Below are 15638 nucleotides of genomic sequence, written 5' to 3' on the forward strand. Positions count from 1 at the left end.
CTATGCTAAGTCCTGCGGCTGGGCACTTTCCCGCGCCCACGCACGTACCGGGGATGCAGCCATCCTAAACGGCTATATGGGACAGGATGAATTATTTGAAGACACCATCGCGAAATATGCTATAGCCTACTCCAATCAAAATGAAAAAGATTATGGGTTACTATTGCACGCCCTAAAGCATGGGCTGTTGCCCACATAAATAAAAGATGCAAAAACAGTCCTCCTATTCCTTTTTATACTTCCGGGCCAAAAACAGGATGATGATATTGAGTACAAGGGATAAAATATTTGTTGAAATTATTGCCATATCCTCTTTGTTGATGCCGTAGTAAATCCAGAGTGAATTCCCAAAAAGCAGCACGATGAACATCCCGAGGGACACATCGCCTGCTTTCTTTGTTTTTATCGTTTTAATAATCTGCGGAAATAACGACGCCGAGGTACAGAGCCCTGCAGTAATCCCTAAAATCTCAATGAATTCCATAAGCGTAAATTTTAGAAATCAGACCGTTAAGATTAAAGGTAGTCATTAAATTTTAATGACGCATCTGTACCGGTTTATAAAATTATCCACTGGTTTTATAATTTGACGAATGATACCCGTACTGCATACTAAAGTTTTCTTAATCAGGCAGAACACCCCAAACGATTGTTTTAATTTTAAGCAACACATCAACAAAAACTACTTAGGATGAAAAAACAAACTACACCTAAAAATGAAAAGCTGAAGGATCTGGAGGTAAACCGGGAATATGCCGATGGGCAATACATCACCACTGACCACGGCGTTAAAATAAACAACGACCACAATTCCCTTAAGGCTGGTGAACGCGGCCCATCACTACTGGAAGACTTCATCATGCGTGAAAAAATCACGCACTTTGACCATGAGCGTATCCCTGAACGTATTGTGCATGCGCGCGGCTCAGGTGCACACGGTTATTTTGAAGCCTATGGCAACATTTCTGAATATACCAAGGCTGCGTTTCTTAACGACACTTCGGTAAAGACCCCGGTATTTGTACGTTTCTCAACCGTAGCGGGCTTCCGCGGCTCAACGGACCTGGCCCGTGACGTGCGCGGGTTTGCCATAAAGTTCTATACCCAGGAGGGTAACTTTGATATGGTGGGCAATAACATACCTGTATTTTTCATACAGGATGCCATGAAGTTCCCCGACCTTATCCATGCGGTAAAACCAGAACCGCACAAGGAGATGCCACAGGCGGCTTCGGCGCACGATACCTTTTGGGATTTTATTTCCCTGATGCCGGAAAGCATGCACATGATCATGTGGGCCATGAGCGACCGCGCCATCCCGCGCAGCTACCGCATGATGGAAGGCTTCGGCATCCACACGTTTCGTTTTGTAAACAGCGAAGGCAAATCCACTTTTGTAAAATTCCACTTGAAACCCAAACTGGGCACGCATGCCGTAGTGTGGGACGAAGCCCTGAAAATATCAGGCAATGACCCCGATTTCCACCGCCGCGATTTGTGGGACAATATTGAAATGGGCAATTTCCCGGAATGGGAGTTTGGCGTACAACTGGTGCCTGAGGAAGACGAGCACAAATTCAACTTTGACCTGTTAGACCCTACGAAAATTATCCCTGAAGAACTCGTACCCGTTACGCCAATTGGCAGATTGGTACTCAACCGTAACCCGGATAATTTCTTTGCCGAAACCGAGCAGGTGGCATTCCACCCCGGGCATATTGTGCCGGGCATTGATTTTACCAACGACCCGTTACTACAGGGAAGGTTGTTCTCCTATACCGATACGCAGCTTTCCAGGCTGGGCAGCCCCAACTTCCATGAAATACCGATTAACCGCCCGGTTGTCGGTGTGCACAACAACCAACGCGACGGCCACATGAGGCAGCAAATCAACACCGGCCGCGTGAGCTACAGCCCCAACTCGCTGGCTAACGGTTACCCGCAGCAAGCCAAAGAAACCGAAGGCGGTTTCGTAAGCCATAACGAGCGCATTGAAGCCTACAAGGTGCGTGAGCGCAGCGAAAGCTTTGCCGACCATTTTAGCCAGGCAGCATTGTTCTTTAACAGCCAGACCGATATTGAAAAGCAGCACATAATTAAAGCACTGCGCTTTGAACTCAGCAAAGTGGAAACCGTAGCCATACGCGAGCGTATGGTGGGCCTGCTGAGCCAGGTCGATAAAAAGCTGGCCAAACAGGTAGCTGCAGGGCTTGGCATTGCCGTGCTGCAACCGGAAAAACCGATGAATAAAGGTGTTGGGGCCGATGCAGACCCTAAAAAACACGAACCGAAACCGGTTGATAAAAGCTATGCCCCTTCATCGTCCCTTAGCATGGTAGACAATCCAACCAATACGGGGAGCATCGAAACCCGCCAGGTGGCATTCCTGTGCGCAGAAGGCGTGAGTGAAAAATCGCTGAATGCCCTGAAAAAGGCGCTGGAGATAAAAGGGGCTGCGCCGAAGATTATTGGGCCGCATGCCGGAAATATTACCGGCGATGCCGGTTCTGAAATCATTACCGATTTTGCATTCTTCTCGTCATCTTCAGTTTTGTTTGATGCCGTATATGTGCCGTCAGCTGAGAATGTTATGTCCTTAGCCGAAAATGACAATGTCATTGAATTCATCAACGATGCGTACAAGCATTGTAAGGTAATCGGGTTTGATGCCGCATTGGACGGGGTGATTGAGAAAACCACCATTGGCAATAAACTGAAAGCAGGTAAAGATAAAAACCTTCCCGGTGTAGTTATCAATAACGGGACAGCGAAAGCGTTTACTGACGATTTTACAACCCAGATGGGCAGGCACCGCATTTGGGAACGCGAGGCTAAAATAACGGAATGAGGAGGACTGGGCAGCCAATCCTAATAAATCACAAAACAATAAAGCTATGGACCAATTGACTACTGCATTATTTGCCGCTTCCAGGCAGGGCAATGTACCTGTATTACAGGAAATATTTAAATTGATAAGCGATGTGGATAAGCGCGATGAGCGTGGCTATACGCCACTCATCATCGCCGCCTACAATAACCAGTATGAGGCTGTAAAGGCACTTTTATACGCAGGTGCGGACATCAACGCCACTGATGCCAGCGGTAATACCGCTCTCATGGGCGCAAGCTTTAAAGGCTATGAGGATGTAGCACAGCTCCTGATTGCCAACGGTGCCGATGTAAATGCAATGCACGGCAATGGCGGCAGCGCACTGATGTTTGCCGTAATGTTTGGCCGCAACAACATGATTGACCTTTTGCTGGATAGTGGTGCTGACATTAACCAGAAAGACCATCGCGGGATAGGTGTATTGGAAATCGCCTACCAGCAACACAACGAAATTGCCATTGGCAAGCTGCAACGCCTGGCTTCCTAAACCTATTGCCATTATGAAAACCACAGAAAAGATTATCATTGCAGGAATAGTGGGCACGACATTCATGACGCTGTACAGTTACATCAGGGCCAAAAGAGAACGGCAGCAGTACGTAGAGCCGGTACTGATTAACAAGCTGATTGACAACTCCGAAAATGTTGACTTGGACGATACGGCCAGCCATCCCGCTGGGTGGGGGCTGCACTACGCAACGGGTATCGCATTTATAGCTGCCTATTATTTTGTGTGGAAAAAAGCGCTGCACCGCCCCAGCACTGCAAGGATGCTATGGGTGGGAATCGTAAGTGGCGCCGTGGGAATAGCGGTATGGAAACTACTTTTTACCCAGCACAATAAACCGCCACATAATTACCGCTTTGGCTACTACAGGCAGCTCCTGATCGCCCATATTGTATTTTCGCTTTCGGGCATTGCTACATATAAGGCATTAGGTAACAGCGAACATGATTAAACACTAGATAAAATAAAAGTGCCTAAACAAAAACAGCCTTCAATTGAAGGCTGTTTTTGTTAATATAATAATGCCTTCTAAGGCTTTAATACCACTTTCACGCAGTTGTCTTCCTTCTTATTGAAGATATCGTACATTTTGGCCGCATCGCTGAGCGGCACCTTGTGTGTAATAATGTCTTCGAGTACTACCTTGCCGGTGGCAACCAGGTCAATAAGGTGGTCAATATAATTGTGCACAGGCGCCTGCCCGCCCTTAATCTGGATGCCTTTGTCAAACCACTGGTGCACAGGAAAGTTATCATATGGTGTTCCATAGACCCCAAGCACGGTTACAACGCCGCCCCGCCTCACGGCATCCAGGCAACGCTCCAGCACGCGCATGGTACCTACTTCGCCTTGTATAACGTTTAACGCTTTGGTCCATATGCCGTGATCGGCTTCCATACCCACTGCATCTACGCACACATCGGCGCCATAGCCACCGGTCATCTGCCTGATTTTCTCAACCGCGTCACCGTCATTGTAATTAATGGTTTCAACGTTCGCAGCCTGTTTGGCCTTGGCAAGCCTGTAATCCTGTATGTCAACAATAATTACGCGCCCGGCACCCTGTAGCCATGCCGATTTGGCCGCCATTATGCCTACCGGCCCAGCACCCCATACTACCACCGTTTCACCGCCTTTCAGGCCTGCCCAGTCAATGCCGCTCCAACCAGTGGGGAAGATATCGGTAAGGAACAGCACCTGTTCATCGGTAAGGTTATCGGGCACTTTACGCGGGCCGTAATCGGCATACGGCACACGCACATACTCTGCCTGGCCGCCGCTGTAGCCCCCATAAAGGTCGGTATAGCCAAAAAGGCCTCCTCCTTTGCCATTCAAAAGCCCGCCTTCGGGACCGTAATGTTCCGGGTTGGAGTTCTCGCAATGCGTGGGCAAATGCATATTGCAGAAATGGCAGGTGCCACAAGAAATTGGAAAAGGAACGACTACGCGGTCACCGACCTTCAGGTTGGAAATACCGGAGCCCACCTCTTCTACAATACCCATAAATTCATGTCCTAAAACCAAGGGTTTGGGCTGTGGGAAGAGGCCGTTGTAAATATGCAGGTCGCTACCGCAAATGGCCGTGGAGGTTACTTTAAGCACCACATCGCGGGCATCTTCAATCTTAGGATCTTCAACGGTGTCTACCCGGATGTCTTTCGGTTTGTGAAATACTGCTGCTTTCATAGTTTATAGTTGGTTTTTATTTAATAATCGCCGTTAACACCTTCTTTGTTAGCATTTATAGCATCCCTTTCACGCTGCGATGCCGGGTGCGAGCTCTCCTGCCTGCCATCGGGCTTCATGCTCGATTCCATTTGTTTCTCCATGTTCGAAGTAATCAGGGTATCAGGCGTAACAGTATTCATAGCCTTTTGGAATTTATTCATGGCTCCGGGGGCAACGGTCAGCTCGCCATTCATCAGCGCCTCATAACCGGCCTGTGCCACTTCAGCGGGGGTATATAAATCCCTTTCTTTATAGGTAACCGTATTTTCGGCTTTAGCCTTGTGGAAGAAATCAGTGTCGGTGGCATCGGGCTGTAATGCTGTGATGGTTACTCCCGTTTCCTTAAGCTCTTCGGCCAATGCCTCTGTAAACGATAGTACAAATGCCTTGGTAGCAGCATACACAGAAAGATACGGCGACGGTGCCTTAGACACAGACGAAGCCAATTGCAGTATTCTGCCCTCGCCACGCGCCACCATTTCTTTTACGTAGAATTTGGTAAGGCTTAATAGCGAGATTATATTCAGTTGCACAATGTCAATTTCACGCTGCAGGTCGGTCCTGATGAACCTGCCCCATTCGCCCTGGCCGGCATCATTAACCAGTACATCTACTGTAATGCCCAGTTCTTTGGTTTTGTCGTACACCTTTTGGGCGGCCTCCTTTTCAAAAAGATCGGCTGCGATTATGTGCGTGTGGATGTTGCTGTTTAGCTGTTCCAGTTCAGCAGCCACTGCATTAAGGTTTTCTTCGTTACGGGCGACAAGAACAAGGCTGTAGCCGTTTTGAGCAAACAGTTTGGCTAGCTCATAACCAATACCGCTCGTTGCGCCCGTGATTAAAGCATGTCTCTTTTCCATAGTTGTTTTTTATTTTGATTGTTGTTGAGGATTTTGGTCATCGTAGTCGGTAAGCAGTATAGTAACCACTGCCAGCCCGATAAGGCCTATATGAAATTTTAAGGCTACTGAATCTTTACGGATACTTTTAGCTGCTGTCAAGCCGCCTAATAGGGCAAGGTTGGCATAATCTACCTTCCGATGCGTTTTTACCGATACGATCGGGCTAACGCCCACACCGTGGTTGGTAATGCTGTTAATGGCAACTACATCCGCAGCAAAAGCATTATACATCTTTTGCGCCTTTTTATTAACGTTGAGCAGCCGGGGTACTATCAGCAACCAGGCAACAAAACCCCAGTCAGCAAGGCCATGCTGGCTGGGGGATATTATTTTGGGTATCATGAGCGTTACAGCCCTAAAGCCGCTTTAAGTTTCCTGGCTGCAAGCCCCTGCGCCTCTTTTGCTTGCGGCACTACTATAGCCATGCCGAAAAACTCATGGGTAACGCCCTCATACAGCTCGTAATCTGTTTCCACTCCGGCATCTTTCAGCTTATCAGCGAGCAGTTTGCCCTCGCTTTGCAGCGGATCAATTTCAGCAGCGATAATCAATGTTTTAGGCAGCCCTTTCAGGTTGGCTTTTACCAGGCTGATACGCGGGTCGGCAGCTTTGGCAGCATCGCCCAGGTAGTTCTTTACAAACCAGCCCATCATGGCTTTATTAAGTGGTTTCGCATTGGCATACTTTGTATAGCTTTCAGCGTTCATATCGTTATTGGCTACAGGATATACCAGCACCTGGTACAGCGGTACCTGTATCTTTTTATCCCGTGCCATAATACTTACGTTAGCAGCAAGGTTACCGCCTGCGCTTTCCCCGGCAACGGCAATCTTGGCAGGGTTACCGTTAAACGATGCTGCATTTTTAAGTATCCATTGGTAGACATCAAAAGCCGCCGTATGAGCGGCTGGAAATTTCTTTTCCGGCCCTTTTGGATATTCAACCGATACCACGATAGCACCGGTTTGTTCGCACAGCGCCTGGGCACCGGCGTTGTACACCTCAATGTCGGCAATTACAAAGCCTCCTCCGTGGTAATACACAATAACCGGGAACGGTGCTTTGCCTTCCTTTGGGGTATAGATACGCGCATGGGTAGAACCACCGGTAATAGGTATTTGTTTGCCTATCGTATCGCAAAGCGGAACAGGCATCGTAATGTTGTAATCTGCCATGACAGCCTTAACAGCATCCGTAGGTGTTGGCTGCTGGCGGGCTTCTACAGCGTCAAGCGTTTCTATGGGCTTACCGCCGAGTGAGGCTAATTTTTCAATTACCACCTGCATTTCAGGCTTTATATTTGGTGCCCAATCGGGTGCAGGTCCTGTAGGCTTCAGGTCGGCTTTTTTGTTTTCAGCCGTTATGCTGTCATTGGCTTCTTCCTTTGCAGGGAGGTCGGCATCTTTTGGCTTTTTATCACATGATGCAAGGGTCAATACAACGCCTACGCACAGCATCCTTGCTACGTTACTCAGGTTTTTCATATTATTTTGGTTGGTTTAAGTTGGTATCCGATTCCGGCTCTGCAAAATCACTTATAGGATGTGGTTCTGTCGGCTGGGATTCAATGCCTTTAGAAGGCTTTGATTTGCTGTCATGCCCTTCTGTTTTTACAATTTTATTATAAATACCAAGCAGCAGGAATGGTGCAGCCCACTGGCCTACAAACAGGGCCGACTTGTCTTTGCCGAGGCATTTTAAAGTTGCCGAAGCAGCCATGGAGCCTACCGCAGCCCACAGGAAAAGGTCGGACGGTAGTTTAGAAGTCTGGTTTTCGATTGCCTTTGCAACAGGCCCTTCGGAATGGTCGTTTTGAATTACTGACATAATGATTTAGTTTTTGGTGTGTGAATGGAATGTTATTTTTGTTTCCGGTTTGTTATGGCTGCCCACCGCCTCCTGCCGCACCATAAATTTGGCCGGTAGCATAGCTGGCATCATTTGCGGCAAGCTGTACATAAATGGAAGCCAGTTCTGCTGGTTGCCCCGGCCTGCCCATGGGCGTATCTCCACCAAACTGCGTAAGCTTTTCCATTGTTGCTCCGCCACTGACTTGCAAGGGTGTCCATATCGGACCTGGTGCCACACCGTTTACACGGATACCTTTTGGCCCTAATTGTTTGGCAAGTGAACGGATGTAATTGGTAGTAGCTGCTTTGGTTTGGGCGTAGTCAAATAATTCAGGGCTGGGATCCTGCGCCTGCACTGAAGTAGTACCTATTATTGACGCTCCGGGTTTAAGATGCGGCAATGCTGCTTTTATAATCCAAAATGGCGCGTAGATATTGGTTTTTATGGTAGCATCAAAGGCTTCAGAAGTAATATCCATAATCGATTCCTGGGTTTGTTGGCGTGCGGCATTGTTTACCAAGATGTCTAAACCTCCTAGCCCCTTTACAGCTTCTTCGACCAGTTTCTTGCAAAAGGTTTCATCCCGCAGGTCGCCCGGAATGGCGATGGCTTTACGGCCTTCGGCTTTTATTAGTTTGATGACTTCCTGTGCATCTTCTTCTTCATTCGGATAGTAGTTGATGGCTACATCGGCACCCTCGCGTGCATAGGCAATTGCGGCAGCCCTGCCCATACCGGAATCGCCTCCGGTAATAAGTGCCTTGCGGCCTTTTAAGCGTCCTGAACCTTTATAGCTTTTTTCCCCATGGTCAGGGCGCGGGTCCATTTTACTGGCCAGTCCCGGCCAGGTCTGGGTTTGTGGCTTAAAAGGCGGCTGCGGGTATTTTGTAGTTGGGTCTTCCCCTGCGTTTGTGGGAGTGTTATCATTATCGAGGCCGTTTGCTAGAGCGGGGCTTACTACCGTTGTGGCTAGTATTGCCCCCATACTGCCGATTGCCTTACGGCGGCTCATTGTATTTTCTGAACTCATAATTTAAAGTTTTGATTGTGAAAAACTTAAAATTACGATTGCTAAGAAGGCAGTAGCTATAAAAACCCGTTAAAGGTTACACAAAATATTAGTGTATAAATTATTGAGAGATTTCCTATCTATAAATGTGGTAAAATCTAAAACCTTAGGATTTTAAGGGTTTGGACTCAAAATCCGAAAAACCGGCCCTTACGGCTGCTGCCTCTATATAATGCGGATTTTTTGTAATCTTTCCATCTTTAATGACATAAGGATGGGTAAGCAATACTTCGGCAAGTGTATTCTGGCTAAAATTACTGACATCATACATGCAAATCAATGAACAGGAATATTTAGGTGTAAGCTCATTCAGGCTGGCTTCATAGGCCAGGAGTTCATCTGTCCCGGGAAGATTCTTGAGTGCCCATACCATATCGCCACAAGCCCTCACACTATCATACCCTGCCCTCGAAGCAGACAATAATGTGTTTTCAAGCATAGCGTACATTTTATCAGCAGCGAACTTGCCATCCTTTATATAGCTGTTTTCAGAGGATAATATTTCCAATTGCCCACTTGCCATTTTTTTGGCAATGGATATGCCATTGTCAGCGAGGCATCGGCAATGTTCGCTATGTCGATCGCTTTCAAGAATATTGATTACTTTGTCATTTGCGCCTAACCCCTCCATAATATATGGTATAATCACATCATATTGCTGTTCCCTGGAATCAAAGAAACCACAAATATGCATTGGTGATAATTATGTCTCCCCACATACCGAAAAAGGTGTCTGCTCGCTCATGGGTCAAATTTACATAATATTGTTTTGACTATTGTAATTTTTTGAATCAGTATAACTATCACTTTTTATAAATCAACAATCTTAAAGCATTGAACACCACGAGTAATGTGGAACCTTCATGTGCTATTACGGCCGGTCCTATAGAGGCTACACCTAAAATGGTAAGAGGAACAAGCACTGCTACAACTCCAAGGCTGATCCATAAATTCTGTTTGATAATACTTCGTGCCCTGCGGCTCAGTCCAATGGCAAAAGGAAGCCCTTCCAGTTTATCACCCATTAGGGCAATATCAGCAGTTTCCAGTGCCACATCGCTTCCCGCAGCCCCCATCGCAATTCCCACGGTGCTTTTTGCCATAGCCGGCGCATCGTTTACACCATCGCCTACCATCGCGACTTTTCCATGCTGGCTATCAAGTTTTTCTACGGCGGCTACCTTGTCTTCCGGCATCAGGTTGCCCATTACCTTGGTTATCCCAATTTCATTGGCTACCGCTTCGCCTACCTGCTGGTTATCACCCGTAAGCATGATCATCTGCTTTATGCCAAGCGCCTGCAATTCAGCTAACACACCCTTAGCTTCTTCCCGGGCAACATCCATTAACGATAAGATACCAATGAATTTGCCGTCAAAATGTACCAGTATTGTCGTATTACCTTCTGCTTCGAGTTTTGCCACCTGATCTTCAAGGCTTTTATCCAATCCGCCCTTATCTTCAAATAACGCTTTATTACCAATCAAAACGGTTTTACCATCGTACTCGGCACTGACGCCTTTGCCTACAATGCCCTTTACTTTTGAGGCATCGATAGCGGTAAGGTCCGGGTATTTTTCTTTAATACCGTTTACGATTGCTTTAGCCAGAGGGTGGTCGCTTTGTTTTTCTACTGCCATGGCTACCTGCAGAAACTGTTTTTCATCAGTACCTTCAAAAGGTAATATATTGGTAAGCTTTGGCTTGCCTTCGGTTAGTGTGCCGGTTTTGTCAAAAGCCACTGCTTCCAAGCTGCCAAGGTCTTCAAGCGGCTTGCCACCCTTTACAAGTACACCGCCACGTGCGGCACGGGCCACGCCACTAAGCACCGCGCTTGGCGTAGAAATAGCCAATGCACAGGGGCTTGCCGCCACAAGTACCGACATTGCCCTGTAAAAACTTTTGCTAAACGGCTCGTCTACCACTAAAAATGCCAGGCATAAAAGCCCAACGAGTATCAATACCGAGGGTACAAATATTTTTTCAAAGCGGTCGGTAAACAACTGCGTGGGTGATTTTTGCTGTTCCGCTTCATTTACAAGCTTGATCAGCCTTGCAATGGTCGAATCTTCAGCCTTACGGATAACCTTTATCTCAAGGGCTGCATAACCATTTATCGTGCCTGCAAATACGCGGTGCTCCGCCGGGATGTTCTTTTCCGCGGCATAGTCCCTGTCTGGGTCACTCACCGCCTTTTTATCTACCGGTACACTTTCACCGGTTATAGGTGCCTGGTTCACGCTGCCTTCACCTTTTACCAATACACCATCGGCAGGCACTTTGCTGTTAGGCTTCACAATTATAACATCGCCAAGCTCCAACTGTTCTACAGGGATTTCCTGTTCCTTCCCATCCCTCTTTACCAACGCAACCGGCGGTGCCAGGTTGGCCAGTGCCTCTATAGATTTTCGCGCCCTCGCTAGGGCATAATGTTCCAGGGCATGTCCTAGGCTAAACAGGAACAGCAGTAGGGCACCCTCTGCCCATTCGCCCAGTATACCGGCGCCAATGGCAGCTACAAGCATCAATGAATCAATCTCGAAAGTACCTTTCCTCACATTCTCCACGGCTTCCTTTGTTGTAAAGAAGCCACCGAAAAAGTAGGCCCCGAAATAGAGCCCCATGCTAATCCAGGTATTAAGCCCACCAACAAATGTAAGTCCATACCCGGCCCCTAAAAGGGCGCCGGATAATATGGCAAAATAAAGTTCGGTATTAGGGCCAAAAATACCTCCGTGCCCGTCATCATGGCTTTCGCCTTCTTTGTGGTTTCCAGCATTGCTTTCCATAATATTACGGTTTAAAAGTTATTAATGTTCATGCCCGCCACCACCGGCACTTTTGATAAGGTGGCTCTGTATATAATACGCGCCTTTAAGGACTATCTTCGCATCCTTCGGTAAAGGTTCTACAACAGTTACCTGTAAATAGCCCAGTTGCGAAGTACCTGTTTTTACTTCCACGCGCTTAAAGTGATACATAATGCCCTCATCTTCATGCGTATCACCATCGTTATGCGAATGCCCTTCAGTTTCATCATGGGCATCTTTGTGGGCATCACCGTCATCATGGCTGTGGCCTTTTTGCCCGTCATGGCTTTCTTCCTGGTGCCCTTCCTCCAGAACAAAAATATACTCCCTTCCGTCAGCCTTCACAATCGCCTCATTTGGCAATGCCGACACAACGTTAGCGCCTATATCAATCAATGCATTAACATACATACCGGGTATCAGGCTTGGACCGGGGTTAAGAATTTCGGCATGTACGGCTACCGATTTGGTTTCATTCTCAAAAGACTGGCTGACATTAAATACCTTGCCTTTGATTTCTTTATTATCCTGGTTGGTAAGCACAAAACGTATGCTTTGCCCAGGCTTTACCTTACCCAGGTCTTTTTCGTATACCAGAAGGTCGACATGCAGCTTAGAGTTGTCTACTATGCTTAAAAGCGGCTTGCCGACTTCGGCATTACTGCCAATTTTAATATTGACATTGGTTACATAACCAGAAATAGGTGCAATAACCGGCATTGAGGCTGTTGCCGAATTGCTGTTCAGGTTCAGCAACGACAATTGCTTGCCCAATGATGCAAAACGCGCTTGCTCCGTTTCATAATCGGCCTTGGTGCGCTGGAAAACCTTTTTAGAGTTTACATTTTCCTCACTCAGCGTTTTTTGCCTCTCGTATTCCTGTTTCAGGAATTCGAGGTTGCTTTTAGATGTAGTATAGGCTTCCTGTAGCTTCGCAAATTCAGGGCTTTCCACTACGACAAGTACCTGGCCTTTGGTAACACGCTGCCCCTCGATAACGTTTATTTTTGACACAACTCCGGTTAAGTGCACCGATACATCTGCCTGGTTCTGCGGGGGTAGTTCAGTATAACCATTGGCATTGATCACCTCGCTAAGGTTCTTTTGGGAGAACGTTCCCAGTTCAACGGCCGAAGCCTTAAATTGCGCTTCATTCAGCTCTACTTCCTTGGCAGCAGCACTTTCTTCTTTTTTCTCACCGGCAGCTTCCTGCTCTGTGCCATGGTCGTGGCCTTCTTCCTCTTTGGTATTGCGTAAGAGGTAATAATCAATCAGGACTACCACGGCAAGGCCCAATATGATATAAAGTACGGTTTTGAATTTTATGTTTTTCATTGCTGTATGTTATTGATTAAGCAGGTATTGCAGATTTATGGCAGCCTGGTTGTAATTATTGATTGCATTGATGTAATTGATACGGATGGCAAGCGAGGTTTCCAGCCCCTGTACGTATTCAACGTAGCTGATGTCCCCGTTTTGGTAGGCCTTTGTCGCATTACCCGAAATGGTATTGGCATTAGGCAGCGCCGTATCGGTATAGTATTGGAGCATCGCCGTATAGGTATCCAGCTGTTTTAGCTGTTGTTCATAGCTGCCGGTAAGCTGCGCCTTCAGGTAATCAGCATTGGCCTTTTGCACTTGGATATTGGTATTGGCAGCCTTTATCCTTGCAGACGACGCATTCCAAAACAGCGGTATGTTGATACCCACCGAGAACCCCTGGAAACGGAGCGCATTGTTATAATAGGTACTTACCCCATTCCACTCCTGGCTGCCGGTAAGCGACTGTATAAAATAGCCTGCTGAAATATCCGGTAGTAGTAATGAGCGCTCTGCTTTCTTTTCTGCGGTAGCTATGTTAACCTGTTGCTGCGCCAGGCGGAGTGTTGCGTTTTGCGACACCTGCGCACTGTCCTGATTGATTGCAAAAACATTTGGCCTAAACTCCGTTTCAGATACGGTAAAATCCCCATCAAGTTTTAGAAGGGTTTTCAACTTAGATTTTTCAATAGCAATGAGTGCCTCGTTCTGTTTTATCTGCTGCTGTAGTTCCAGCTGTTTGGCTTTGGCCGTTACATTCTCCAGCGAGCCGGTTTCCCCGGTCTGGAACTTCAGTTCTGCCGCACGTACAAACTGCTGCATCAGGCTGTTTTGCTCGCCCAATACTTTATTGAGCTGTGTATAATACAGCATGGCATTCCAGCTTTGCCTGATCTCGAAAATAATATCCTGTTTGGTTTGCCCAAGGCGCAGTTCGCCAGCCTTTACATTCTCATTGAGCAGGTTTCGTCGCGCACCGTACTGGAATGGGCTGAAGGTTTGTGATACACTGAGGTTCTTGTCCTGAGCCCGGCTGTTGATCTGCCCAAACGTACCGTTTATTTCCGTCTTAGGGGCATCAAAGGCGGTACCGCGCAATTGCTGCTGTCGCGTAACATCAAGGCCGGAAGCCTGTACAGCCCCGTTGCTTTTAAGCCCGGTTGCTATCGCATCATTTAGTGTAAGGGGCTGCTGCTGTGAGAAGCCTGCGAATGGCAATAATAAGAGCAGCACTACCGCCAGTTTTGGCCCTTTTGAGGTATCATTCCAAAAGCCTTTCTCGAAGAAATAATACAATATAGGCAGTACCACAAGGGTTAAAAGTGTAGCTGTTACCAGCCCGCCTATAACCACAGTGGCAAGGGGCTTTTGTACCTCGGCACCTGCACCGCCACTTAATGCCATAGGCAAAAAACCCAGTGACGCCACAGAGGCAGTCAGCAATACCGGCCTTAGCCTTACTTTAGTCCCTTCCCTTATGCGTTCATAAATATCGGTTATGCCTTCTTTTTTCAGCTCATTGAAATAGGCAATCAGTACGATACCGTTCAACACCGCCACGCCAAAGAGTGCAATAAACCCAACACCCGCCGATATACTGAACGGCATGCCACGCATCCACAGGGCGAGTACCCCACCAATAGCCGACAGCGGTATCGCGGTAAAGATGAGTACCGACTGTTTGATGGATTTAAACGTAAAATACAACAGTATAAAAATTAGCCCGAGCGCCACAGGAACAGCTACCATAAGGCGTTTGTTGGCCTGCTGCAGGTTTTCAAACTGACCGCCATAGGTAATGTAGTATCCCGCAGGCAGTTTCAGGTTCTTGTCCAGTTTTGCCTGTATGTCTTTTACCACGCTCTGCACATCGCGCCCGCGAACGTTGAAGCCTACCACAATACGGCGGCGGCCGTCTTCACGGCTGATCTGCATAGGGCCGTCCTCAAATTTTATATCGGCTACCTGCTCCAGCGGTATCTGGTTGCCCGACGGCAGGGTAACGTACAGCGACTTCAGGTTATTGATGTCCTGCCTTTTGTCCTGTGCAAGGCGTACCACGAGGTCAAAACGCTTCTCGCCTTCGTATACCGTACCGGCGGCCTCGCCTGCAAAGCCCATGCGTACCACACGGTTAAGGTCGCCCACATTAAGTCCATACAGGGCAAGCTTGTCTTTATCGTATTTCACGGTGATTTGCGGCAATCCGGCCACGCGTTCGGGGCGTGCATCGGTGATGCCCTTAATACCCTGTATCTGTTCCATTATCTCATCGCCGGCACTTACAAGCCTGTCAATGTCTTCACCGAATATCTTTATGGCTACATCGCTGCGAACCCCGGTCATCAGCTCATTCATACGCATTTGTACCGGTTGGGAAAACTCGGTTGTGGCACCCGGTATTTCTTCCAGGGCTTCTTCCATTTTAGCCATCAGCTCTTCCTTGGTTTTGGCAGAAGTCCACTCGTCCTTATTTTTCATGATGATGATCATGTCACCGGCTTCCATTGGCATAGGGTCGGTAGGTATTTCGGCACTACCAATTTTGGTGACAATCATC

Annotated in this window: 15 protein-coding genes; 4 read left to right on the forward strand and 11 right to left on the reverse strand. The window is 47.5% G+C overall.

Annotated features, from left to right (window positions below):
- Positions 1-199: DUF2252 family protein (locus tag GR160_RS18990; protein ID WP_160751480.1), on the forward strand; the 199-nt coding region annotated here is incomplete at its 5' end.
- 24 nt (positions 200-223) lie between these two features.
- Here the strand turns inward: GR160_RS18990 and GR160_RS18995 are convergent.
- The gene (locus GR160_RS18995) at positions 224-484 is read right to left on the reverse strand and encodes a SemiSWEET family sugar transporter (RefSeq protein ID WP_160751481.1); all 261 of its coding nucleotides are present in this window, start codon (positions 482-484) and stop codon (positions 224-226) included.
- A 207-nt stretch (positions 485-691) separates the two neighbouring features.
- Between GR160_RS18995 and GR160_RS19000 the strand changes: the two genes are divergently transcribed.
- The 3 genes from GR160_RS19000 to GR160_RS19010 are packed head-to-tail and all read left to right on the forward strand — an operon-like array spanning position 692 to position 3849.
- Positions 692-2848: a catalase gene (locus GR160_RS19000; protein WP_160751482.1), complete on the forward strand. Its 2157-nt coding sequence runs from the start codon at positions 692-694 to the stop codon at positions 2846-2848.
- 46 nt (positions 2849-2894) lie between these two features.
- On the forward strand, positions 2895-3377 hold the full coding sequence (locus tag GR160_RS19005; RefSeq protein ID WP_160751483.1) for an ankyrin repeat domain-containing protein: 483 nt from the start codon (positions 2895-2897) through the stop codon (positions 3375-3377).
- 13 nt (positions 3378-3390) lie between these two features.
- Positions 3391-3849 carry a hypothetical protein gene (locus GR160_RS19010; protein WP_160751484.1) on the forward strand — a complete coding sequence of 153 codons (459 nt, stop codon included), beginning with the start codon at positions 3391-3393 and terminating at the stop codon, positions 3847-3849.
- 77 nt (positions 3850-3926) lie between these two features.
- On the opposite strand, the gene GR160_RS19015 is transcribed toward GR160_RS19010, so the two are convergent.
- The 10 genes from GR160_RS19015 to GR160_RS19060 all read right to left on the reverse strand — a co-directional run.
- Positions 3927-5084: a zinc-dependent alcohol dehydrogenase gene (locus GR160_RS19015; protein ID WP_160751485.1), complete on the reverse strand. Its 1158-nt coding sequence runs from the start codon at positions 5082-5084 to the stop codon at positions 3927-3929.
- A gap of 20 nt (positions 5085-5104) precedes the next feature.
- Positions 5105-5986 carry an SDR family oxidoreductase gene (locus GR160_RS19020; protein ID WP_160751486.1) on the reverse strand — a complete coding sequence of 294 codons (882 nt, stop codon included), beginning with the start codon at positions 5984-5986 and terminating at the stop codon, positions 5105-5107.
- Between the two features lie 9 nt (positions 5987-5995).
- Positions 5996-6370: a hypothetical protein gene (locus GR160_RS19025; protein ID WP_160751487.1), complete on the reverse strand. Its 375-nt coding sequence runs from the start codon at positions 6368-6370 to the stop codon at positions 5996-5998.
- Positions 6371-6375: 5 nt separating this feature from the next.
- Positions 6376-7512 carry an alpha/beta hydrolase gene (locus tag GR160_RS19030; protein ID WP_237421258.1) on the reverse strand — a complete coding sequence of 379 codons (1137 nt, stop codon included), beginning with the start codon at positions 7510-7512 and terminating at the stop codon, positions 6376-6378.
- Between the two features lies 1 nt (position 7513).
- A complete protein-coding gene (locus tag GR160_RS19035) occupies positions 7514-7855 on the reverse strand; it encodes a hypothetical protein (protein ID WP_202390831.1) in 342 nt (113 codons plus the stop codon).
- A 52-nt stretch (positions 7856-7907) separates the two neighbouring features.
- Entirely contained in the window at positions 7908-8909 is a 1002-nt protein-coding gene (locus GR160_RS19040; protein ID WP_160751488.1) for an SDR family oxidoreductase, read from the reverse strand.
- A gap of 145 nt (positions 8910-9054) precedes the next feature.
- Positions 9055-9642 carry an MEDS domain-containing protein gene (locus GR160_RS19045; protein ID WP_160751489.1) on the reverse strand — a complete coding sequence of 196 codons (588 nt, stop codon included), beginning with the start codon at positions 9640-9642 and terminating at the stop codon, positions 9055-9057.
- A gap of 109 nt (positions 9643-9751) precedes the next feature.
- A complete protein-coding gene (locus GR160_RS19050) occupies positions 9752-11737 on the reverse strand; it encodes a heavy metal translocating P-type ATPase (protein ID WP_160751490.1) in 1986 nt (661 codons plus the stop codon).
- Between the two features lie 21 nt (positions 11738-11758).
- Positions 11759-13084: an efflux RND transporter periplasmic adaptor subunit gene (locus GR160_RS19055; protein WP_370519239.1), complete on the reverse strand. Its 1326-nt coding sequence runs from the start codon at positions 13082-13084 to the stop codon at positions 11759-11761.
- An 18-nt stretch (positions 13085-13102) separates the two neighbouring features.
- Positions 13103-15638: CusA/CzcA family heavy metal efflux RND transporter (locus GR160_RS19060; protein ID WP_160751492.1), on the reverse strand; the 2536-nt coding region annotated here is incomplete at its 5' end.

This window comes from Flavobacterium sp. Sd200 (assembly GCF_009826935.1).
GTDB lineage: Bacteria > Bacteroidota > Bacteroidia > Flavobacteriales > Flavobacteriaceae > Flavobacterium.

Excerpts from the sequence above, each read along its gene's own strand:
- GR160_RS19050 (WP_160751490.1), bottom strand. The coding sequence starts at position 11,737 with ATGGAAAGCAATGCTGGAAACCACAAAGAAGGCGAAAGCCATGATGAC.
- GR160_RS19000 (WP_160751482.1), top strand. The coding sequence starts at position 692 with ATGAAAAAACAAACTACACCTAAAAATGAAAAGCTGAAGGATCTGGAG.
- GR160_RS19010 (WP_160751484.1), top strand. The coding sequence starts at position 3,391 with ATGAAAACCACAGAAAAGATTATCATTGCAGGAATAGTGGGCACGACA.
- GR160_RS19030 (WP_237421258.1), bottom strand. The coding sequence starts at position 7,512 with ATGAAAAACCTGAGTAACGTAGCAAGGATGCTGTGCGTAGGCGTTGTA.
- GR160_RS19045 (WP_160751489.1), bottom strand. The coding sequence starts at position 9,642 with ATGCATATTTGTGGTTTCTTTGATTCCAGGGAACAGCAATATGATGTG.
- GR160_RS19020 (WP_160751486.1), bottom strand. The coding sequence starts at position 5,986 with ATGGAAAAGAGACATGCTTTAATCACGGGCGCAACGAGCGGTATTGGT.
- GR160_RS19005 (WP_160751483.1), top strand. The coding sequence starts at position 2,895 with ATGGACCAATTGACTACTGCATTATTTGCCGCTTCCAGGCAGGGCAAT.
- GR160_RS19040 (WP_160751488.1), bottom strand. The coding sequence starts at position 8,909 with ATGAGTTCAGAAAATACAATGAGCCGCCGTAAGGCAATCGGCAGTATG.
- GR160_RS18995 (WP_160751481.1), bottom strand. The coding sequence starts at position 484 with ATGGAATTCATTGAGATTTTAGGGATTACTGCAGGGCTCTGTACCTCG.
- GR160_RS19035 (WP_202390831.1), bottom strand. The coding sequence starts at position 7,855 with ATGTCAGTAATTCAAAACGACCATTCCGAAGGGCCTGTTGCAAAGGCA.
- GR160_RS19015 (WP_160751485.1), bottom strand. The coding sequence starts at position 5,084 with ATGAAAGCAGCAGTATTTCACAAACCGAAAGACATCCGGGTAGACACC.
- GR160_RS19025 (WP_160751487.1), bottom strand. The coding sequence starts at position 6,370 with ATGATACCCAAAATAATATCCCCCAGCCAGCATGGCCTTGCTGACTGG.